General features: G+C 74.1%; 17 protein-coding genes. 9 read left to right on the top strand and 8 right to left on the bottom strand.

Translation table 11 applies throughout. The annotated features are described in order from the left end of the window. From PV341_RS32530 to PV341_RS32520, 3 genes are all read right to left on the bottom strand, one after another. Nucleotides 1-748: helical backbone metal receptor (locus tag PV341_RS32530; protein WP_500359714.1), on the bottom strand; the 748-nt coding region annotated here is incomplete at its 3' end. Between the two features lie 107 nt (nucleotides 749-855). Continuing rightward, complete coding sequence (locus PV341_RS32525; protein ID WP_499510903.1) at nucleotides 856-2,655, bottom strand: ABC transporter permease/substrate binding protein; 1,800 nt, start codon at nucleotides 2,653-2,655, stop codon at nucleotides 856-858. Continuing rightward, a complete protein-coding gene (locus tag PV341_RS32520; RefSeq protein WP_500359717.1) occupies nucleotides 2,648-3,793 on the bottom strand; it encodes a quaternary amine ABC transporter ATP-binding protein in 1,146 nt (381 codons plus the stop codon). Before PV341_RS32520 ends, PV341_RS32525 begins: the two co-directional genes overlap by 8 nt. Nucleotides 3,794-3,968: 175 nt before the next feature. Here PV341_RS32520 and PV341_RS32515 point away from each other — a divergent pair, with 175 nt between their 5' ends. Further along, nucleotides 3,969-4,886: a 5'-3' exonuclease gene (locus PV341_RS32515; protein ID WP_500359716.1), complete on the top strand. Its 918-nt coding sequence runs from the start codon at nucleotides 3,969-3,971 to the stop codon at nucleotides 4,884-4,886. Here PV341_RS32515 and PV341_RS32510 read toward each other — a convergent pair. Then, on the bottom strand, nucleotides 4,855-6,213 hold the full coding sequence (locus PV341_RS32510; protein WP_500330624.1) for a cytochrome P450: 1,359 nt from the start codon (nucleotides 6,211-6,213) through the stop codon (nucleotides 4,855-4,857). The genes PV341_RS32515 and PV341_RS32510 overlap by 32 nt on opposite strands. Nucleotides 6,214-6,378: 165 nt before the next feature. Between PV341_RS32510 and PV341_RS32505 the strand changes: the two genes are divergently transcribed. Then, nucleotides 6,379-7,233, top strand: coding sequence for a siderophore-interacting protein (locus PV341_RS32505; RefSeq protein WP_500330625.1), 855 nt, complete (start codon nucleotides 6,379-6,381; stop codon nucleotides 7,231-7,233). Between the two features lie 65 nt (nucleotides 7,234-7,298). Here the strand turns inward: PV341_RS32505 and PV341_RS32500 are convergent, their stop codons facing one another. The 3 genes from PV341_RS32500 to PV341_RS32490 form a co-directional block, all read right to left on the bottom strand. After that, nucleotides 7,299-8,075: an ABC transporter permease gene (locus tag PV341_RS32500; protein ID WP_500359713.1), complete on the bottom strand. Its 777-nt coding sequence runs from the start codon at nucleotides 8,073-8,075 to the stop codon at nucleotides 7,299-7,301. After that, nucleotides 8,072-9,094 carry an ATP-binding cassette domain-containing protein gene (locus PV341_RS32495; RefSeq protein WP_500359712.1) on the bottom strand — a complete coding sequence of 341 codons (1,023 nt, stop codon included), beginning with the start codon at nucleotides 9,092-9,094 and terminating at the stop codon, nucleotides 8,072-8,074. The genes PV341_RS32500 and PV341_RS32495 overlap by 4 nt, the downstream gene beginning before the upstream one ends. A gap of 261 nt (nucleotides 9,095-9,355) precedes the next feature. Beyond that, nucleotides 9,356-10,063: a PadR family transcriptional regulator gene (locus PV341_RS32490; RefSeq protein ID WP_500330631.1), complete on the bottom strand. Its 708-nt coding sequence runs from the start codon at nucleotides 10,061-10,063 to the stop codon at nucleotides 9,356-9,358. Nucleotides 10,064-10,284: 221 nt separating this feature from the next. Between PV341_RS32490 and PV341_RS32485 the strand changes: the two genes are divergently transcribed. The 4 genes from PV341_RS32485 (at nucleotide 10,285) to PV341_RS32470 (ending at nucleotide 13,843) form a co-directional block, all read left to right on the top strand. Further along, entirely contained in the window at nucleotides 10,285-11,853 is a 1,569-nt protein-coding gene (locus tag PV341_RS32485; protein WP_500359711.1) for an amino acid permease, read from the top strand. 119 nt (nucleotides 11,854-11,972) lie between these two features. Further along, nucleotides 11,973-12,200 carry a DUF6011 domain-containing protein gene (locus tag PV341_RS32480; protein WP_500330634.1) on the top strand — a complete coding sequence of 76 codons (228 nt, stop codon included), beginning with the start codon at nucleotides 11,973-11,975 and terminating at the stop codon, nucleotides 12,198-12,200. Nucleotides 12,201-12,655: 455 nt separating this feature from the next. Beyond that, nucleotides 12,656-12,898 carry a hypothetical protein gene (locus PV341_RS32475; RefSeq protein WP_500330635.1) on the top strand — a complete coding sequence of 81 codons (243 nt, stop codon included), beginning with the start codon at nucleotides 12,656-12,658 and terminating at the stop codon, nucleotides 12,896-12,898. Nucleotides 12,899-12,901: 3 nt separating this feature from the next. Then, a complete protein-coding gene (locus PV341_RS32470) occupies nucleotides 12,902-13,843 on the top strand; it encodes an ADP-ribosylglycohydrolase family protein (RefSeq protein WP_500330637.1) in 942 nt (313 codons plus the stop codon). 15 nt (nucleotides 13,844-13,858) lie between these two features. Here PV341_RS32470 and PV341_RS32465 read toward each other — a convergent pair whose 3' ends face one another. Beyond that, on the bottom strand, nucleotides 13,859-14,536 hold the full coding sequence (locus PV341_RS32465; protein WP_500330639.1) for a TetR/AcrR family transcriptional regulator: 678 nt from the start codon (nucleotides 14,534-14,536) through the stop codon (nucleotides 13,859-13,861). A gap of 297 nt (nucleotides 14,537-14,833) precedes the next feature. Between PV341_RS32465 and PV341_RS32460 the strand changes: the two genes are divergently transcribed. Genes PV341_RS32460 through uca form a run of 3 tightly spaced genes read left to right on the top strand, consistent with a single transcriptional unit; the run spans nucleotide 14,834 to nucleotide 19,781 of the window. Then, complete coding sequence (locus PV341_RS32460; protein ID WP_500359715.1) at nucleotides 14,834-15,598, top strand: urea amidolyase associated protein UAAP1; 765 nt, start codon at nucleotides 14,834-14,836, stop codon at nucleotides 15,596-15,598. Next, nucleotides 15,595-16,203: an urea amidolyase associated protein UAAP2 gene (locus PV341_RS32455; protein ID WP_500330641.1), complete on the top strand. Its 609-nt coding sequence runs from the start codon at nucleotides 15,595-15,597 to the stop codon at nucleotides 16,201-16,203. Before PV341_RS32460 ends, PV341_RS32455 begins: the two co-directional genes overlap by 4 nt. Beyond that, nucleotides 16,200-19,781: an urea carboxylase gene (gene uca / locus PV341_RS32450; RefSeq protein WP_500359710.1), complete on the top strand. Its 3,582-nt coding sequence runs from the start codon at nucleotides 16,200-16,202 to the stop codon at nucleotides 19,779-19,781. The genes PV341_RS32455 and uca overlap by 4 nt, the downstream gene beginning before the upstream one ends. The last annotated feature ends 283 nt before the right edge of the window (nucleotides 19,782-20,064 follow it).

Genomic DNA, 20,064 nt, shown 5'->3' with positions numbered 1-20,064 from the left:
CGGCGGGGGCCGGCGGGGCGAGGGCGGCGGCGAGCACGGCCGGCGCCTCGGCCAGGGACGGGCCGTACCAGGTGAGGTGACGGCCGCTGACCAGGGCCGCGGGTATGTCCGGGAACGCCTCGGGCCCGTCGTCCGCGGTGAACCGGTACGGCTCGTCCGGGAGCACGACGAGGTCCGCCCCGCTGCCGGTGAGCTCGTCGACCGGCACCCGCGGATACCGCTCCTGGTGGGTCCCGTAAACGTTCTCGACGCCCAGCCGGGCCAGCAGGTCGCCGGCGAAGGTGTCCCGGCCGAGCACCATCCACGGCCGGCGCCAGACGGGCACGACGGCCCTGCGGGGGTGGGCCGCGGGCTGCAGCGACGCCCAGGTCTTCTCCGCGGCGTCGAGCCAGGCCGGGCGCGGCAGGCCGCAGGCCTCGACGACGACGCGGTGCAGTTCCCGGAAGGCCTGCGGAAGGCTGCGCACCTCCGTGACCAGCACCGTCAGCCCCGCCGCGCGCAGCGCCGCGAGGTCGGGCTCGCGGTTCTCCTCCTCGTTGGCGATCACCAGGTCGGGAGCGAGCCGCACGATCTCCGCGATGTCGGGATTCTTCGTGCCCCGTACCCGCGTGACGCGCAGGTCGGCCGGCTGGTTGCACCAGTCGGTCGCGCCCACGAGCAGGGCGGGCGCCGTGGTCGCCACCGCCTCGGTGAGCGAGGGGACGAGGGAGACCACACGCCGTGCGGGGCCGGAGTCGCGACGGGTCATGTCCCCCACCGTATCCATCCCCGCGGGACGGGGAGGGCCGGACGGCGCGGCTCCGGCACGAAGGAGGGGAAGTGCCGGGTGCCGCGCCGTCCGGGGTCGGGGTCCGGTCAGCCGACGGGGGCGAGCCGCTCCGTGAGACCGGGGTGGGCGTCGAGCCAGTCGCGGACGCCGTCCTGCTCGTGGCCCTGGCCGGCCTTGTGGACGGCGCCCTCCAGCCCGGTCAGCTCCTTCTCGCTCAGCTTGAAGTCCTGGAGCCACTTCGCGACCTTCGGCTCCTCGCCGGCGAAGCCGCCTCGGGCGAGGGTGTGGATGCCGTCGCCCTTGCCCCAGGCGCCGAGCGGGTCCTTCAGCTTCTTCAGGCTGTGCTCGTCGTAGGCCCAGTGCGGGGACCACAGGGTGACCACGACGGGCTCCTTCGCCTTGATGGAGCGGTCGAGCTGGGCGAGCATGCTGGCGGTCGAGCCGGTGGTGACCTCGTACTCGCCCTCCAGGCCGTACCGGTCCAGGACGGTGTCGTTGAGCATCTTCATCATCCCGGCGCCCGGCTCGATGCCGATGATCCGGCCGCCGAACTGCTTGCCCTTGCCCTTGAGGTCGGCCAGCGAGTCGATGCCCTTGACGTAGGACGGCACCGTCAGTTCGAGCGAGGTGGGGCCGTACCAGGAGCCGTAGTCGTCCAGCTCGTTCTTGTACTTCTCCCAGTACGACCGGTGCGTCACGGGCAGCCAGGAGTCGGTCTCGAAGTCGACCCGCCCCGCGGACATGCCGGTGTACAGGGCGCCGACGTCGTACTGGGTGACCTTCGGCTCGTACCCGCGGCGTTCCAGCAGCTCCTTCCACAGATAGGTGGAGGCGACGCCCTCGTCCCAGGGGATGTAGCCGATGTCGACCTGACGGCCCTTGCCGACGTCGTCGGCCTCGGGGACGGCGGTCCCCTCGTCGGCGGCGCCGAAGACGTTCACCCCGCCGGCGACCAGGGCGAGGGCGACGATGCCGACGACGGCGACGGAGGTCTGCGGGCGGTACTTCCACAGCTGCAGGCCGCGCGGGGAGGCGGCCGCGGCCATCGCGCGCCGGCCCAGCGGGGAGACCCGGGTGCCGAGGGCGCCGGTGACGCGGTCCAGGTACATGGCGAGGATGACCACGGACAGGCCCGCCTCGAAGCCGAGGCCGATGTCGACCTGGCTGATGGCGGTGAAGACCGAGGCGCCCAGACCGCCGCCGCCGACCATGCCGGAGATGACGACCATGGACAGCGCCAGCATGATCACCTGGTTGACGCCCGCCATGATCGTGGGGAGCGCAAGCGGCAGCTGCACCCGCAGCAGCGTGCTGCGCGGAGCGGTGCCGAAGGCCTCCGCGGCCTCGACGAGCTCGCCGTCGACCTGCCGGATGCCGAGCTCGGTCATGCGCACGCCCGGCGGCAGGGAGAAGACGATGGTGGCGATGATGCCGGGCACCTGGCCGACGCCGAAGAAGAAGATGCCGGGGATCAGGTAGACGAAGGCGGGCATCGTCTGCATGAAGTCCAGCACCGGGCGCAGGGCGGCGGAGACGGTGCGGTTGCGCGCCGACCAGATGCCGAGCGGCACGGCGAGCACGATGGTGATCACGGTGGCGACCAGCACCAGGGACAGGGTGTCCATGGCCTCGTCCCACTGCTGAACGGAGACGACGACTGCCAGGCCCGCGAAGGAGAGCACGCCCGCGGTCAGACCGCGCAGCCACAGCGCGAGGACCGCGAGGATGCCGGCGAGCAGCAGCGGTGCGGGGGCCTGCAGGACGGCGTCCAGGCCGTCGTACATGCCGGAGACGACGGCGCTGATGAGGTCGAAGAGCGGACCGAAGTGGTCGCGCAGGTAGGTGACGGCGCTGTCGGTCCAGTCGCCGAGGGGCAGCCTAGGCACGCGCCGCCTCCTTCCGCGGCCGGCCCGGCACCCTGGGCGCGGCGTTCTGCGGCCCGGCGGCCTCGGCGTGCGGGACGGCCGCCTGCGCCGTGTCGTCGGTGCACGGCGTCACCGGTCCGTCGTGGTCGCCGAGCGCGGCCAGCAGCCGGTCCTTGGCGATCACGCCGACCACGTCGCCGGCCTCGTCGCGGACGGCCACGGGGTGCGGGACCCGCGCGCTGACCGGCAGGACGTCGGCCAGCGCGGTGCGCGGGGTGACCGTCTCGCAGCGGCAGTCGCCCGCGTCGGGGCGGTGCGGAGGCTCCATGACGGTGCCGGCGGTCAGCACGCGGGAGCGGTCGACGTCGTGCACGAAGGAACTGACGTACTCGTCGGCGGGGCGCAGCAGGATGTCCTCGGGGGAACCGATCTGGACGATGCGCCCGTCGCGCATGACGGCGACGCGGTCGCCGAGGCGCATGGCCTCGTTGAGGTCGTGGGTGATGAAGACGATGGTCTTCTTCAGGCTGCGCTGCAGCTCGATCAGCTGGTCCTGCATGTCACGGCGGATCAGCGGGTCCAGGGCGCTGAAGGACTCGTCCATGAGGAGCACGTCGGCGTCGGTGGCCAGGGCGCGGGCCAGGCCCACGCGCTGCTGCATGCCGCCGGACAGCTCGTCGGGCCAGGAGTCGCCCCAGCCGGACAGGCCGGTGAGTTCCAGGGCCCGCGCGGCGCGCTCCTCGCGTTCCTTGCGGCCCACGCCCTGCACCTCAAGGCCGTACGCGGCGTTCTGGAGCACGCTGCGGTGCGGGAAGAGCGCGAAGTGCTGGAAGACCATGCTGATGCCGTGCGAGCGCACGCGGCGCAGTTCGCGGGCGCTGAGTGCGGTGAGGTCCCGGCCGTCGAAGAGCACCCGCCCCGCGGTGGGGGGATTCAGCCCGTTGAGCGTGCGCAGCAGCGTGGACTTGCCCGATCCGGACAGGCCCATGACGACGAAGATCTCGCCCTCGCGGACGTCGAAGCTCGCGTCGATCACCGCGGCGGTCGTACCGCTCCCGCGCAGTTCGTCGCGTCCGGCTCCGGCCTCCAGACGGCGCACGCCGTCCTCGGGGTCGGCACCGAACACCTTGTACAGATGCTCTGCCTGCAGCCTGTACACATACACCTCACGTGTCGTAGGGAGGACGACCGGCTGCCCCCGCACGCAGGTCGCGGAGCGCTCCTGTCCCGCTCCGGGACGGCGGCTGCCCCGACCCAAGCGGAGCAAACCGTTCCGTGACGGAGGTCACGGTGTCGGCGGCGTGCGGCATCATCGGCGTGTGACTCGACGCCTGATGCTCCTGGACACCGCCAGCCTCTACTTCCGCGCGTACTTCGGCGTGCCCGACTCGGTGCGCGCGCCGGACGGCACGCCGGTCAACGCCGTGCGCGGGCTGCTGGACTTCATCGCCCGCCTGGTCGCCGACCACTCCCCCGACGACCTGGTGGCCTGCATGGACGCGGACTGGCGGCCGCAGTGGCGGGTGGACCTGATCCCCTCGTACAAGGCGCACCGCGTCGCCGAGGAGGTCCCCGGCGGCTCGGACGTCGAGGAGGTCCCGGACACCCTGTCGCCGCAGGTCCCGGTGATCGAGGCGGTGCTGGACGCGCTGGGCATCGCCCGGGCGGGTGTCGCCGGCTACGAGGCGGACGACGTGATCGGCACCCTGACGGGCCGGGCACCCGGCCCGGTGGACATCGTGACGGGTGACCGCGACCTGTTCCAGCTGGTGGACGACGCGCGCGGGGTGCGGGTGCTGTACCCGGTCAAGGGCGTCGGCTCGCTGGACGTGGTGGACGAGGCCTGGCTGCGCGCCAAGTACGGCGTGGACGGTCCCGGTTACGCGGACCTGGCGCTGCTGCGCGGCGACCCGAGCGACGGCCTGCCGGGCGTGCCGGGCATCGGCGAGAAGACGGCGGCGAAGCTGCTGGAGGCGTACGGCGACCTGGCCGGGATCATGGCCGCCGCCCACGACCCCGCCTCGAAGGTCACCCCGGCGCAGCGCAAGCGGCTGCAGGAGGCGGGGGACTACGTGGCCGTCGCGCCCAAGGTGGTGCGGGTGGCCTCCGACGTGCCGCTGCCGGAGTTCACCCCGCAGCTGCCGCGGGAGCCGCACCGGCCCCAGGAGCTGGCCGCGCTGGCCGAGCGCTGGGGGCTGGGCGGCTCGCTGCAGCGGCTGCTCAGCGTGCTGGGGCCGGAACGGGCCGGGTGACGGCGAGGACGTCCCGGTCGGGCTGGAGGGTGAGGCCGACGGTGGGGCGGATCTCCTCGTCGCCGGTGTCCAGGTGGAAGCGGCTGCCGAGGGTGGCCAGCACGATCACCGCCTCGACCATCGCGAAGCGCGCCCCGAGGCAGGCCCGGGTGCCCCCGCCGAAGGGGAACCAGGTGTGGTCGGTGACCGGGTCGGGCGCCCCGTCGAGCCAGCGCTCCGGGCGGAACTCCTCGGGCTCCGGCCACCAGCGCGGGTCACGGTGGGTGGCCCAGGGGCTGATCCAGACCTGGGTGCCCGCCGGGACGGGCTCACCGCCCAGGGCGGCGCCCTCCTCGGCGACGGCCAGGTTGAGCCAGACCGTGGGGCGCACGCGCAGGGTCTCCTTCACGACGGCCTCGGTCCAGCGCAGTTCCGCGTAGTCGTCGAAGCCCGGGGTGCGGCCGCCGAGCACCCGCTCCAGTTCCTCGGTGAGCGCCTCACGCGCCTGAGGGTTGCGGGACAGCAGGTGCCAGGCCCAGGTCAAGGTGGTGGCGGTGGTCTCGTGGCCCGCGTTGTAGAGGGTGACGGTCTCGTCCCTGATCTCCCTGTCGGTGAGCCGGACACCGTGTTCGTCGACGGCGGCCAGCAACCGGCTGAGCAGGTCGTCGCGTTCGCCGCCGGCCTCACGGCGGACGGCGACGATCCGGGCGACCTCGGCGTCGAGGGTGTCGACGGCGGTCTTGAAGCGGATCCGCCCCGGGGTGCGGACCCAGTCGGGCAGCATCGCGCCCAGTCCGCGGAACTCGGCGCCCATCTGCTGCTGGGCGGCGTCCATGCAGCGGCCGATGACCTCCTCGCGGACGGCGGCGTCCGTGCCGAACACGGTCCGTACGGCGATGCGCTGGGTCAGCCCGGTCATCTCGCGGCGTACGTCGATCCGTTCGCCCCCGTTCCAGCGGTCGGCGACCTCCCGTGCGCAGTCGGCCATGGTCGCCGCGTACGCGCGCACCTGCTTGGGCCGTACCGAGGGCTGGACGAGGGAGCGCTTGCGGCGCCAGTCGGCGCCCTTGGCCACCACGACCCCCTCGCCCATCAGGTAGCGGAAGGACCAGCCGAGGTCGGGCAGCGAGAAGGTGGACTCGCGGGCCGAGAGCAGTTCCCCGATGAGCGCGGGATCATTGAGGAAGCGCGCGGGGGTGCGGCCCATGGCCCAGGTGACCTGCCCGGACCCGCACTCGCGGAGCGCGGTGAAGAAGGCGAGCGGGTCCTTGGCGAACTGCGGGAGGTTCCCCAGCAGCGGCACCCCGCGCGGTCCTGCGGTGATCGCGGTGGCGGTGTCGGAACCCATGTGCGCCGGCCTCCCGGGTAGCGTCGGATCGCGTCCGTCCCATCAAAATCGGAGAACGGCGGATCGGAACCGGCGTTCGAAGATCTCGTGATCTTTCCGAGACCGGGCTGCACAGGACCGGCCCGATGGGTTAGGCTTGCCTAACTTAGTGCGAGGAGTGTGCTCATGGCAGACCGTCCGGTGCGCAGGAAGCCGCAGCTCAACCGCGCGCGGGTGCAGCACGTGGAACGGCTGACCCCGCACATGATCCGCGTGGTGCTCGGCGGTGAGGGCCTGGCGGGATTCCCCGTGGGCGAGTACAGCGACCACTACATCAAGCTGCTGTTCCCGGTCGAGGGCGTGCGCTACCCCGAGCCGTTCGACATCCAGCGGATCCGCGCCGAGTTCCCCCGCGACCAGTGGCCGCGCATCCGGACGTACACCGTGCGCCGGTGGAACGCGGAGGCGCGCGAGCTGACCGTCGACTTCGTGTACCACGGCGACGAGGGCCTGGCCGGCCCGTGGGCCGCGCGCGTCCAGCCCGGCGAGGAGGTGCTCTTCCTCGGCCCCGGCGGCGCCTACGTTCCCGGCTCCGCGGCCGACTGGCATCTGCTCGTGGGCGACGAGAGCGCGCTGCCGGCGATCGCCGCCTCCCTGGAGCGGCTGCCCGAGGGCGCTCCCGCCCGGGTGTTCGTCGAGGTTTCCGGCCCGGAGGAGGAGCAGAAGCTCGCCACGCCCGGCAACGCCGAGGTCACCTGGGTGCACCGCGGCTCCCGGCCGGTGGGCGAGGCCCTGCTCCACGTCGTGTCCGGGCTGGAGTTCCCGCCGGGTGACGTGCAGGCCTTCGTCCATGGCGAGGCGGGCTTCGTCAAGCAGCTGCGTCGTCTGCTGCGCGTCGAACTGGGCGTGCCGCGTGAGCGGCTGTCGATCTCGGGGTACTGGCGCACCGGCCACGACGAGGACGGCTGGCAGGCCTCCAAGCCCGAGTGGAACCGCCGCATCGAGGAGGAGCAGGAGCCGCCGCGGGCGCTCGCTTCCTGACGTCGCGTACGCACCAGGCGTGACCCCGCCGTGGGGTCACGCCTGGTCGTGGTACCGGCCGGGTCTCAGACCGACTTCTGGTACGAGCGGAAGGTGCGGGTCGACAGCCCGACCGCGGCGACCGCCACCACCAGCAGCGCGCCGCCGCGGGTGAGCACCGCACCCCAGTCGGGGCTGTCGGCCATCGCGGAACGGCTCGCGACGAGCGCCCAGTTCATCGGGTTGACGTCGGCGAGGTGCCGCATCCAGGACGGCATCAGCGCTGGCGCCATGAAGGCGGAGGACAGGAAGGTCAGCGGCAGCAGCAGGAAGGTGTTGATGCCGATGATGCTCTCGCGCTGCCGTACCAGCATGCCCATGGCGTTGGAGAACGCCCCGACCAGCGTGCCGAGCAGCACCGACGCCGCGACGAGCACCAGCAGCCCGGCGGCCCCGCCGGGGTAGTCGGCGCCGCCGAGCTTGCCGAGGGCGACGATGACGACGGACTGCAGGGCGGTGCTGAGCCCCTGGGAGATGACGTTGCCGTTGATGAGCGCGGCGCGGCTGACCGGGGTGGTGAGGAAGCGGTTGAGGGTGCCGCGCTCGATCTCCTCCAGCGTGCCCATGCCGGCCCACATGCTGGAGGACAGCGCGCTCATCACGACCACGCCCGGGACGAGGTAGTCCAGGTACGATCCGCCGCCGAAGCCGGGCAGCTCCACCACGCGGCGGAAGAGCGCGCCGAACAGGAAGAGCCAGATCACCGGCTGCACCAGGGTGATGAGCAGGTACGCGGGCTGGCGCCAGAACGCCATGAGATGACGCTGCGTCATGTACCAGGTCTGGGTGAGCGCGACGGTCATCGGGCACCTCCGGCGGGGACGGTCGCGGACCCGGCCGCGGGGGTGGCGGTGTCGGCGTCGGCGAACCGGCGCCCGGCGTAGCGGAGGTACACGTCGTCCAGCGAGGGCCGGGCGACGGTGACGGAGGCGACGGCGGCGCCCTCGCGCTCCAGGACGGCGAGCACGTGCGGCACGGCCGCGGCGCCGTCGTCGGCGCGGGCGCTGAGCCGGCGGCCGTCCAGCCGGGCCTCGCGCACGCCGGCGAACTCGCCGAGCGCCGTCTCCAGGAGGTGGGCGTCGACCGGGCCGGCCGGCTCGCGCAGTTCCACGTGCACGGCGTCGCCGCGCAGTTCGCCCTTGAGCCCGTCGGGGGTGCCCTCGGCGACGACCCGGCCGCGGTCGACGATCGCGATGCGCTCGGCGAGCCGGTCGGCCTCCTCCAGGTAGTGCGTGGTGAGCAGGATGGTCAGGCCGTCGTCGCCCGCCAGGCGCGCGATCTCCTCCCACATCGCGGTGCGCGCCTCGGGGTCGAGGCCGGTGGTCGGCTCGTCGAGGAACAGCACCTCGGGGCGGTGGACCAGGCCGAGCGCGACGTCCAGGCGCCGCTGCATGCCGCCGGAGTAGGTCTTCACCGGCCGCCCCGCGGCGTCGGCCAGGTCGAAGCGGGTGAGGAGCTCCTCGACGCGGCGGTCGAGCGCGGCGCCGCGCAGCCCGTACAGCCGGCCCTGCAGCCGCAGGTTCTCCGCGCCGGTGGCGACCGGGTCGGCGCCCGACCTCTGGGCGACGACACCGATGGCCCGGCGCACCCGGTCGGGGTGGCGCAGGGCGTCGTGACCCGCGACGAGGGCGGTGCCGGAGTCGGGACGGGCCAGGGTGGTCAGGATCTTCACCGTGGTGGACTTCCCGGCGCCGTTGGGGCCGAGCAGCCCGAAGACGGTGCCGGTCTCCACGGTGACGCCCATCCCGTCGAGGGCGCGCACGTCTCCGGGATAGGTCTTGACGAGGTCGTGCGCCACGATCGCGGGCGCGCGTGTGCTCATGACAGATTCCTCCGCCTGCCAAGGGGGCCGTGCCTCCTGCACGGCCCGGTGATCGGTCGGTTCGCGGGCCCGTGACGGGCCGCACGGTGGCCCTGGTGAACGGGCCTTCCACGAACGGCCGGACCGATCGGCGGAGGGGACTGCCGGGCTATCCTGGGTGTGCCGCACCTCGATCGCCTGGCGACTGTTCCCGCAGCCGTCCGGTCCGGGGTCACCGCCCCCGGCGCGCGCTGTTCCCGCAGCGAGCGCCGGGGGCGTTCCTCATGTCGGTGTCGCGTCGGGGCCGGCCCGCCTCCCCAGCTCCTCCCAGGAGTGCCGCGCGGTGGCCGATTCCCCGGCCCCCTCCTCGGACTCCGTCCAGGCTTCGGGCATCTCGCCGGTCTCATGCCAGCGCCGCCACTCGGCGGCTCCGGAGATGGTCCCCCTCTCGAGTTCGCCGAGGAAGCCGCGGATCCACTGCGCCTCGGCCTCGAGCATGTGGACCTGGTACTCGGTCTCGATCAGGAACATCCGCGGCAGGTCGTGCCGGAGCCTGGCGAGCACGCCGTGGACGCCGGCCGCCTGCACCTCCAGCTTCGCGACCCGCTCGGTGAGCAGGTCGACCACCTCGTCGGCGGGCAGCACGAGCAGCAGCGACAGCGCCGCCTCGAAGGCCGGGTACTCGCGCACCGGTACGGCGACCAGGTCGGCGAGCCAGTCGTGCAGCTCCTCCCGGCCGGCCCCGGTCAGCCCGTACAGCGTGCGCTCGGGGCGGTTGCCCTGCCGCTGCACGCCGGTGACCTCCACGAAGCCGTGCTTCTCGAGGTTCTGCACGACGGTGTAGAGCGAGCCGTAATTGATCTTGATGCTCTGCTCCTTGCCCCGCTGCCGAAGCACCTGGGCGATCTCGTACGGATGCATGGGGCGTTCGCCGAGCGTCGCCATGACGGCGAGGGCCAGCGGGTTGCCGAGCTTGCGGCGCTTGGCCATGCCCGAACACCTCCCTCACTCGCACCCGTATATCCGTGACCGAACATATCGCGAGTCATCCACCCTGACAAGCGCGATACATCGCGAATTGCGGGGAGGGTCGCACCGGCCCGACGGCGGTGAGCACCTTGGAGCGTCGCGGACATGAACGTGACACGCGGGCGAAATGGACCGCCCCTAATTTCTGTCACCCGACAGGAATCCAGCGACAGGGGTCCGCCATGACCACCACCGCACCGTCCGCGCCCTCCGCTCCCCCGCCGCCCCCGCCGGCCTCCGACGACGGCACCCTCGCCGGCTTCGGCTACCGCCAGGAACTGCACCGCAGCATGGGGCGCTACGCCTCCTTCGCCGCGGGCTTCTCCTTCATCTCCGTCCTGACGACGGTCTTCCAGTTCTTCGCCTTCGGCTTCTCCTCCGGCGGTGCCGCCTTCTTCTGGACCTGGCCCGCGGTGCTCGCCGGGCAGCTGCTGGTCGCCGCCTGCTTCGCCGAACTCGCCGCCCGCTACCCGCTGTCCGGGGCGATCTACCAGTGGTCGACCCGGCTCAGCACACCGACGTGGGGCTGGTTCGCCGGATGGATCATGGTGATCGGCCAGGTGGTGGTCGTGGCGGCCGCCGCGCTCGCCCTGCAGGTCGTCCTGCCCGCGATCTGGCCGGGCTTCCAGGTCCTCGGCGGCGATCCGGCGCCCACCACCGCGACCGGGGCGGCCAACGCGGCTCTGCTCGGCGTGGTGCTGCTGGCCCTCACGACCGTGGTCAACACGCTCGACAACCGGGTCATGTCGGCCGTCAACCGCGTCGGCGTCACCGCGGAGATCATCGGTGCGGGCCTCATCGTCGTCCTGCTGTTCACGCACGCCGAACGCGGTCCCGGCGTCACCCTCCACACCGGCGGCCAGGGCGGCGCCGTCGGTGCGCTCCTCGTCGGCTCCTTCACCGCCGCGTACGTCCTCATCGGTTTCGACAGCGCCGGCGAGATGAGCGAGGAGACCCGCTCGCCGCGCCGCACCGCCCCGCGCACCATCCTCACCGCCCTCGCCGCGGCCGGCGCCCTCGGCGGACTGCTCCTCCTCGGCGGACTGCTCGCCGCCCCCAGCCTCACCGACGGGCGGCTCGCGACGGAGGGCCTGAGCTACGTCCTCACCAGCAGCCTCGGCGCGGGCGTCGGGAAGGCGCTGCTCGCCGACGTCACCGTCGCCATCGCCGTGGCCACGCTGGCCATCCAGACCGCCGGCACCCGCATGCTCTTCTCCATGGCCCGCGACGGCGTCCTCCCGTTCTCCGCCCGCCTGTCCCGGGTCTCGCCCCGTACCGGCATGCCCGTCGCGCCCGCGCTCGTCGTCGGTGTCGCGGCGGCCGCGCTCTGCCTGCTCAACCTCCTGTCCCCGGACGCCTTCCTGGCCATCGGCACCACCTGCATCGCCATGCTGTACCTGGCCTACGCGATGGTCACCGGCCCGATGCTGCTGCGCCGGCTGCGCGGCGAGCGCTTCGGCGCCGGCGGGACGGACGAGCGGGGCCGCCCGCTGTTCTCCCTCGGCCGCTGGGGCCTGCCCGTCAACGCGCTGGCCCTGCTCTACGGGCTGGCCATGACGGTCAACCTCGCCTGGCCGCGGGCGGCGGTCTACGACCCGGCCGGCGGCCACTGGTACTTCCAGTGGTTCACCGTGCTGTTCCTGCTGGGCAGCGTGGGTGCGGGGGTCGCGTGGCGGCTGCTGAGGGCGCGTCCGGGGCGCTCGGCGGAGAACGCCCGCCTCGCCGAGGCCCTCCCGGAACCGACCCGGTAGCCACGGCAGTTCGGCGGCACGACGACCCTCCCCCTCTCGACCTCGGGGAGGGGCGTGCGGCACCGGTGTGGCACCGGCCACCGACAGCGCCCGGGGGTCGGCGCTGCCACACTGGCCGTATGGCCGTACCCGCACCCGAGCCGTCACCCCTTCCCGGCCTGTCGCCCGACGGGCAGCCGGCGCAGGAGCGCCCGACCGTCCTCTGCGCCGACTGCCACCGGCCCCTCACCGCGCACGACGCCCGGCTGTGGGGCCGGGGCCGCGGCTGCCGGCGCAAACACGGACTCGGCGCGGCACCGCGGACCGGGCGCTTCGACGTCGAGCAGGAACAGCTGCCGGGGACGTGAACACGCGCCCGGGCCACGCCACGTGAACGAACGGCTTCTTGCACACGAGGCAGATCATCTTCCGCTGCCACTCCTCGTTCACGCGCTTCGCGGCCTCCACCCTGCCCCGTTCCCGCAGACGCCACACGACGCCGGCGACGGCCACCAGCAGTCCGGCGAGGATCGCGCCCGACACGAGCAGCGCCATCCCCGACAGGAGCAGTCCCACCGGCCATGCGAAGGCACCCTCGGCCGGCAGCCGTCCGAGATCAGCCTTCACGGCGAACCCGGCTCGACCGTCTGCGGCTCACCGGCCCATGGTCACCATCCGTCGGGCGTGGGGGTGAGGCGGCTCACTATTCGTCGACAAACCGACAAGGCGCCTCCCCCGCCGAGCGCCGGGCGCTCGCGGCCCCAAGCACGTCCGCGGCCGACCCGATGCCCCGTCTGCCGTGGCGGACGCGTACGGTACAGCCGTGAAATCTGCGCACTGGACCGCCGCAGTCCTGGCCCTCGCCGCGCTCGGCATCGTCGTCGCCGTCGTCGTCGCCGTCGCCGAGGGCAATCACGCCCCGGTCGTCATGCCCTCACTGCCCATCACGGTGCTCCTGCCCGTCGGCCTCGGGCTCGGAGCCCGCCATGCGTGGCGGAGGGCGACCGGGCGCGGCGCGCCGTCCGTCGGCGTGGACCACCAGGCATGGCAGTCGCGCGGGCGCTGACAAGTGACGCACCGTGAGGAGCGCGCTGCGGGCGCGATCGTCGGATCGGCCGTCGGCGACGCGCTCGGCGCGCCCTTCGAGTTCGGCCCGGCGGGCGCGTTCAGCGCCCGCTTCCCCGCACCGGGCGCGGGTGACGAGATGTGCGGAGGCGGCGGCTGGGACCCCGGTGAGGCCACCGACGACACGCAGATGGCGGTGCTCGTGGCCGATTCCCTGCTGGAGTCGGGCACGCTCGACCTCCCCGACGTCTTCGCGCGGTTCGTACGGTGGGCGGCCGCCGACCCCAAGGACATCGGCCTGCAGACCGAGGCCGTCCTGACCTCCGGCGACCCCTGGGACCTGGCCGCGGCGGTGCACTTCCAGACGCATCACCGGGCGGCGGGCAACGGCGCCCTGATGCGGGCCGCCCCCGCCGCCGTCCACTTCGCCGGGCACGGACGCGCGGCCTCCCTCGACGCCGCACGCAGGATCGCCGCCCTCACCCACGGCGACCGCGCCGCCTGGGAGGGCAGCGCGATCCTCCACGACCTGGTACGCGTGGCCCTCGACGGCGGCGACCCGGTCGCCGCCGCGGTCGTGGCCGACGCGCTGGCACAGGTCCCCGAGCCCTTCCACGAGCGGTGGGCCGCCGTCCTCGCGCCCGGTTGGCACCCCGGCCTGGCCACGGAGTTCAACGGCGCCGTCTGGCCGTGCCTCGGCTCCGCGGTCTGGGCCGTGCGGACCACCGGCGGCTTCGAGGCCGCGCTGCGCGCCGCGGTCGACCTGGGCGGCGACACCGACACCGTCGCCGCCGTCACGGGGACCCTCGCCGGCGCGGTGTACGGCCTCGCGGCCGTACCCGAGCGCTGGACGGCCCACCTGCACGTGCCGGTACCGGGCTGGCCCGGCCGCGTCCTGCGCGTCGCCGACCTGATCGCCCTGGCGGCCCGGCTGACCGGGGACTGACCTGCAGGGGCCGCGTCACACCGCCAGCAGGGCCTCGCCCTCGCGGTGCAGGGCGGCCAGGCCGCCGTCCGGGCAGCCGGCGACGCGCAGCGCCGCGTCGGCGGTCGCGGAGGCGAAGGCCGGCCCGTCGGGGATCGGGTTGTCTCGCCTGATGAGGATGACGCCCTCGATGAGGCCGAAGACGAGGTCGGCGCGGACCGCGAGATCGGCGGCGCCGAGCGCGGCGCCCGGCACCGTCGCGGCCAGCAGGGCGGCGTAGACGGCCTTCAACTCGTCCCGGACGGCGCGGAAACCGGCGAAGCGCTCGGCACGGACCTCGGGGAGCAGGTAGAGCGCGCCGAGGTTGTGCGGCCCCCCGCACAACAGGGCGACGTCCGCCCGGCACAGCGCCCACAGCCGGGCCTCGGCAGGGGCGTCCGTGCGGGCGACGAGCGAGTGCGCGAGGTCCAGGGACGGGCGGACGGTGCCCTCCAGGAGCGCGGCGAGGAGGTCCTCCTTGCCGCTGAAGTAGTGGTACATCGAGGCCTGCCGCATCCCGGCGCGCTCGGCGACGGCGCGGGTCGTGGTGGCCGCGTAGCCCTGCGTGCTGAACAGTTCGGCCGCGGCGGCGAGGAGTTCCTCGCGGGCGGTCAGGCCGCTGTCCGGCCGCGTCTGCGCGCGCGGCCGCCCGACACGCCGTCCCGTGGTGCTCACGCCTCGATCCTCGCACAGCCGATCGGCCCCGCGGCGAGCCCCGAAGTGACCGGTGCCGCCCGGCGTCCGGGCGACGCCCCGGCACACCGGGCTCCGGTCCGGCGCCACCGGGATCACGCGCCGCGCGGGCGTGAGCACCCGGTAACCACCGGGAAACGCACGGGCAACGGCGCCGAATCCACCGCCACGTAATTTCTGTCGGACGACAGAAATTGGAGGTGGATCGCCGTGTCGACAGGGACGCCTCACGGAGCCCGTGACCACGCCCGCGCGCAGGAGGGGACGCGGGTGGACGCCATGCCCGTGCTGCCCGCCGCGCACTGGCCGGAGCGGCCGCCGCCCGGTGTCGAGCCGCGCGACCTGGTCTGGGCGGAGACCGTCGCGGGGGGCACCTACACGCACAAGGTGCTGGCCCGCGGCACCGAACTGCGGCTCACCGACCTGACGGGCGACGCCTGCGCCCACCTGCTGCTGTACGTCGCCGACCGTCCCTGGGAGCGGCTCAACACCGCCGACACCGTGAAGGTGCTGTGGAACGCCTACCTCGGTGCGGGCCACCTGCTCCTGTCCGACCAGGGCCGGGTGCTCGCCTCGGTCGTGGCCGACACCGGCGGCCGCCACGACGCGCTCTGCGGCACCTCGACCGCCATCCGCAACACCGCGCTGTACGGGGACGGTTCGGCGCACGGCCCCTCCCCCGCGGGCCGCGAGCTGCTGAAGCTGGCCGCGCTGAAGAACGGCCTGGAGCCGCGCGACCTGCCGCCGTCGGTCTCCTTCTTCCAGGGCGTCCGCGTCGTCGCCGACGGGAAGCTGGAGTTCACCGGCTCCGCGGGCCCCGGCGCGTCCGTCACCCTGCGGGCCGAGCAGCCGCTGACCGTGCTGATCGCGAACGTGCCGCACCCGCTGGACCCGCGGCCGGAGTACGTCTGCACGCCCCTGGAGGTGCTGGCCTGGCGCGCTACGCCGACCGCGCCCGGGGACCCGTTGTGGGACGCCACTCCCGAGGGCCGCCGCGCCTTCCTCAACACCGCCGACCACCTCGCCGCCAGGGGGCTGCAGTGACCAGCGAGACCACCGTCGTCCCCGCCCGCGCGCCCTGGTCCGCGGTGGTCCGCGCCGGGGAGCACCTGACCGTCACCGACCTCGGCGGCAACCAGGCCGTGGACTTCCTGGTGTACGACGCCCACGACACGGCCGTCCGCTACAGCGCGCCGGACACCCTCCAGGCCCAGGGCGGCATCTTCCTGACCACCGGCAGCGTGCTGCTCTCCAACGAGCACACCCCGCTGATGACCGTCGTGGAGGACACCTGCGGCCGCCACGACACCATCGGCGGCGCCTGCTCCAAAGAGTCCAACACCCTGCGCTACGGCCACCACACCTGGTCGCAGCACGCCTGCGTGGAGAACTTCCTCGCCGAGGGCGCCAGGTACGGCCTCGGCAAGCGCGACCTGGTGGGCAACGTCAACTGGTACATGAACGTGCCCGTCGAGCCCGACGGCACCCTCGGCATCGTCGACGGCATCTCCGCCCCAGGGCTCCGGATCGTGCTGCGGGCCGAGACCGACGTCCTCGTCCTGGTCTCCAACTGCCCTCAGGTCAACAACCCCTGCAACGGCTTCGACCCGACCCCGGTCGAGATGACGGTCTCCGGCGGCCGCGCATGACCCACGCCGTGAGCCACGCCGCCTTCGACACCCTCCTCGTCGCCAACCGCGGCGAGATCGCCGTCCGCGTCATCCGCACCGCCCGGCGCATGGGCCTGCGCACGGTCGCCGTCTTCTCCGACCCCGACCGCTCCGCCCCGCACGTGCGCCTCGCCGACCACGCCGTACGGCTCGGCCCGGCCCCGGCCAAGGCCAGCTACCTGGACGCCGACGCCGTCCTGGCCGCCGCCCGCGCCACCGGGGCGGGGGCGGTCCACCCCGGCTACGGGTTCCTCTCCGAGGACGCGGACTTCGCGCGCCGCTGCGAGGCCGCCGGCCTGGTCTTCGTCGGGCCGACGCCGGAGCAGCTGGCGCTCTTCGGCACCAAGCACACCGCGCGCGCCGCCGCCGAGGCCGCCGGGGTGCCCCTGCTGCCGGGCACCGGGCTGCTGGCGGACCTCGACGCCGCCCTGGAGGCGGCGCGGGCCCTCGGCTACCCGGTGATGCTCAAGGCCACCGGCGGAGGCGGCGGCATCGGCATGCGGGCCTGCCGCTCCGCCACCGAGCTGACCGAGGCCTGGGAGAGCGTGCGGCGCGTGGCCGCGGCCTCCTTCTCCTCCGCGGGCGTGTTCCTGGAACGCCTGGTGGAGCGGGCCCGCCACGTCGAGGTGCAGGTCTTCGGCGACGGGCGCGGCCGCGTCGTCGACTTCGGCGACCGCGACTGCTCCCTGCAGCGCCGCAACCAGAAGGTCCTGGAGGAGGCCCCCGCCCCCGGTCTGCCGGTCGCCGTGCGCCGCCGCCTCGCCGGCAGCGCCCGCGACCTGTGCGCCTCCGTCGGCTACCGCTCGGCGGGGACGGTGGAGTACGTGTACGACGCCGCCCGCGACGAGGCGTACTTCCTGGAGGTCAACACGCGCCTGCAGGTGGAGCACCCGGTGACGGAGGAGGTGTACGGCGTCGACCTCGTCGCGTGGATGCTGCGCCTCGCGCAGGGCGACACCGGCGTGGTCACGGAGCCGGGCCCGCCGCGCGGCCACGCCGTGGAGGCCCGCGTCTACGCCGAGGACCCCAGCCGCGGGCACCGGCCCGGCGCGGGCGTGCTGACCGAGGTCGCGTTCCCCGAGGGCGTCCGCGTGGACGCCTGGGTCGAGACCGGAACCGAAGTGACCACCGCGTACGACCCGATGCTGGCCAAGGTCATCGCCCACGGCACCGACCGCGTGGACGCCCTCGACCGGCTCGCCCGTGCGCTCACCGCGACCCGGGTGGGCGGCATCGAGACCAACCTCGGCCTGCTGCGCGCCGCCGTCGCCGAGCCGGCGCTGCGCGCGGCCGTGCACACCACGGCGACCCTGGAGGGCGTCGCCGACCCGACGCCACGCGTCGAGGTGCTGCGGCCGGGCACGCTGACCACCGTCCAGGACTGGCCCGGCCGCACCGGGCTCTGGCACGTCGGCGTGCCGCCCTGCGGGCCCATGGACGACCTGTCCTTCCGGCTCGGCAACGAGGCGCTGGGCAACGACGAGGGCGCCCCCGGCCTGGAGTGCACCCTGCTCGGCCCGCGGCTGCGCTTCACGCACCCGACGACCGTCTGCGTCACCGGCGCGCCCGTCGCCGTGTCCGTGGACGGCAGGCCGGTTCCGCAGTGGGAGCCGGTCACCGTACCGGCCGGCGGCGAGCTGGACGTACCGGCACCGCAGGGCCCGGGGCTGCGGACGTACGTGCTGTTCGGCGACGGCGGGCTCGACGTCCCCGCGTACCTGGGCAGCGCGGCAACCTTCACCCTGGGGCGGTTCGGCGGCCACGGCGGCCGGGCGCTGCGCTCCGGGGACGTGCTCCACGGGGGCGGGCCCTGCGGCGGCACCCCCGTGCCCGTGGACCGGCGACCGGACTTCACCACCGCGTGGCACGTCGCCGCCGTCGAAGGACCGCACGCCGCGCCCGAGTTCTTCACCGAGGACGACGTCCGCGACTTCTACGCGGCGCAGTGGAAGGTGCACTTCAACTCCGCGCGCACGGGCGTCCGCCTGGTCGGGCCCAAACCGCGCTGGGCCCGCGCCGACGGCGGTGAGGCGGGGCTGCACCCCTCCAACATCCACGACACCCCGTACGCGGTCGGCGCCGTCGACTACACCGGCGACATGCCCGTGCTGCTCGGCCCCGACGGGCCCTCGCTGGGCGGCTTCGTGTGCCCGGCGACCGTCGTCACCGGGCAGCGCTGGAAGCTGGGGCAGCTCCGTCCCGGCGACACCGTGCGGTTCGTGCCGGTCACCGAGGACACGGCGGCCGCCCTGCGGCGCTCCCCCGCCGTCGTGCCGCGCGCCTCGCGACCCGTGCTCGGCGACGGCGGCGTCCTCGGGCGCCTTCCGGAGGGCGAGGGCCGCCCGTCGGTGGCCTACCGGCGCAGCGGCGACGACAACCTGCTCGTCGAGTACGGGCCGATGCAGCTCGACCTCGCCCTGCGGATGCGCGTCCACGCCCTCGCGGAGCACCTGGCCGCCGCCGGACTGCCGGGGGTCGTCGACCTCACGCCGGGCATCCGCTCGCTCCAGGTGCACGTCGACCCGGACGTGCTGTCCACGGCCAAGCTGCTGGACTGCGTGCGCGAGGCGGAGGGGCACCTGCCGCCCGCCGAGCGGCTGGTGGTGCCCAGCCGCACCGTCCACCTGCCGCTGTCCTGGGACGACCCCGCCACGCGCGAGGCCGTCGCCCGCTACATGGCGGGGGTGCGGGACGACGCGCCCTGGTGCCCCTGGAACATCGAGTTCATCCGCCGTGTCAACGGGCTGGAGTCGGTGGAGGACGTACGGCGCACCGTCTTCGACGCGGAGTACCTGGTGCTGGGGCTCGGTGACGTCTACCTGGGCGCGCCCGTCGCGACCCCGCTCGACCCACGGCACCGGCTGGTGACCACGAAGTACAACCCGGCGCGGACCTGGACCGCCGAGAACTCCGTCGGCATCGGCGGCGCCTACCTGTGCGTGTACGGCATGGAGGGGCCCGGCGGCTACCAGTTCGTGGGCCGCACCGTCCAGGTCTGGGGGCGGGGCGCGACGGCCGGGCGGCGGCCGTGGCTGCTGCGGTTCTTCGACCGGATCAGGTGGTTCCCGGTCGAGGCCGGCGAACTGCTGGAGATGCGGGCCGACATGGCCGCTGGGCGCCTGGAACTGCGGGTCGAGAAGGGCGAGTTCGCCCTCGCCGAGCACCAGGCCTTCCTCGACGCCAACGCCGCGTCCATCGGCGCCTTCCGGGCCCGGCAGGCGGCCGCGTTCGCCGCCGAGCGGGACGCGTGGGAGGCGGCCGGGGAGTTCGCCCGTGCGGAGGCGGCCGCGTCCCCGGCGGCGGGCGCGGCCACGGCGGGCGTCACGGTGCCCGAGGGCGGCAGCGCGGTCGAGGCGGAGTTCCCGGCGTCGGTGTGGCAGGTCGCGGTCCGTCCGGGTGACCGGGTACGGGCCGGGCAGCGGCTGCTGGCGCTGGAGGCCATGAAGATGGAGTCCCCGGTCGAAGCCCCCGTGGACGGCGTCGTGGACGCGGTCCTGGTCACCCCGGGGGACCAGGTCGACGCCGGCACGGTGCTGCTCACGCTGCGCCCCGTGTAGCCCGCCCCTGCTGCACCTGCCTCCGACCCTCGACGCCTGGGCGTCCCGCCCGCCCCACCGGTCGCCGCCGGTGCCCGCGACCGGGACACCCGCCCGGGCCGGCCGGACACCACCGGCCGCCATCCGACCGACCGCACCCGCCTCACCCGCCTCACCCGGGCGCCACACCCACGCCCTGATCGGCGCCGGTGCCGTGATCGCGGCGCCGTCCCGGGTAGGGGGTGACCGGGCGGGAAGACACCCGTGAAGGAGAACCCGACATGCCCACTCCGCCCCCCTCCGG

Origin of the sequence: Streptomyces sp. PA03-1a (genome assembly GCF_033792805.1) — a bacterium.
GTDB lineage: Bacteria > Actinomycetota > Actinomycetes > Streptomycetales > Streptomycetaceae > Actinacidiphila.
Note: the sequence above shows the minus strand (reverse complement) of the source record. Positions and strands in the feature narration are given on the sequence as shown.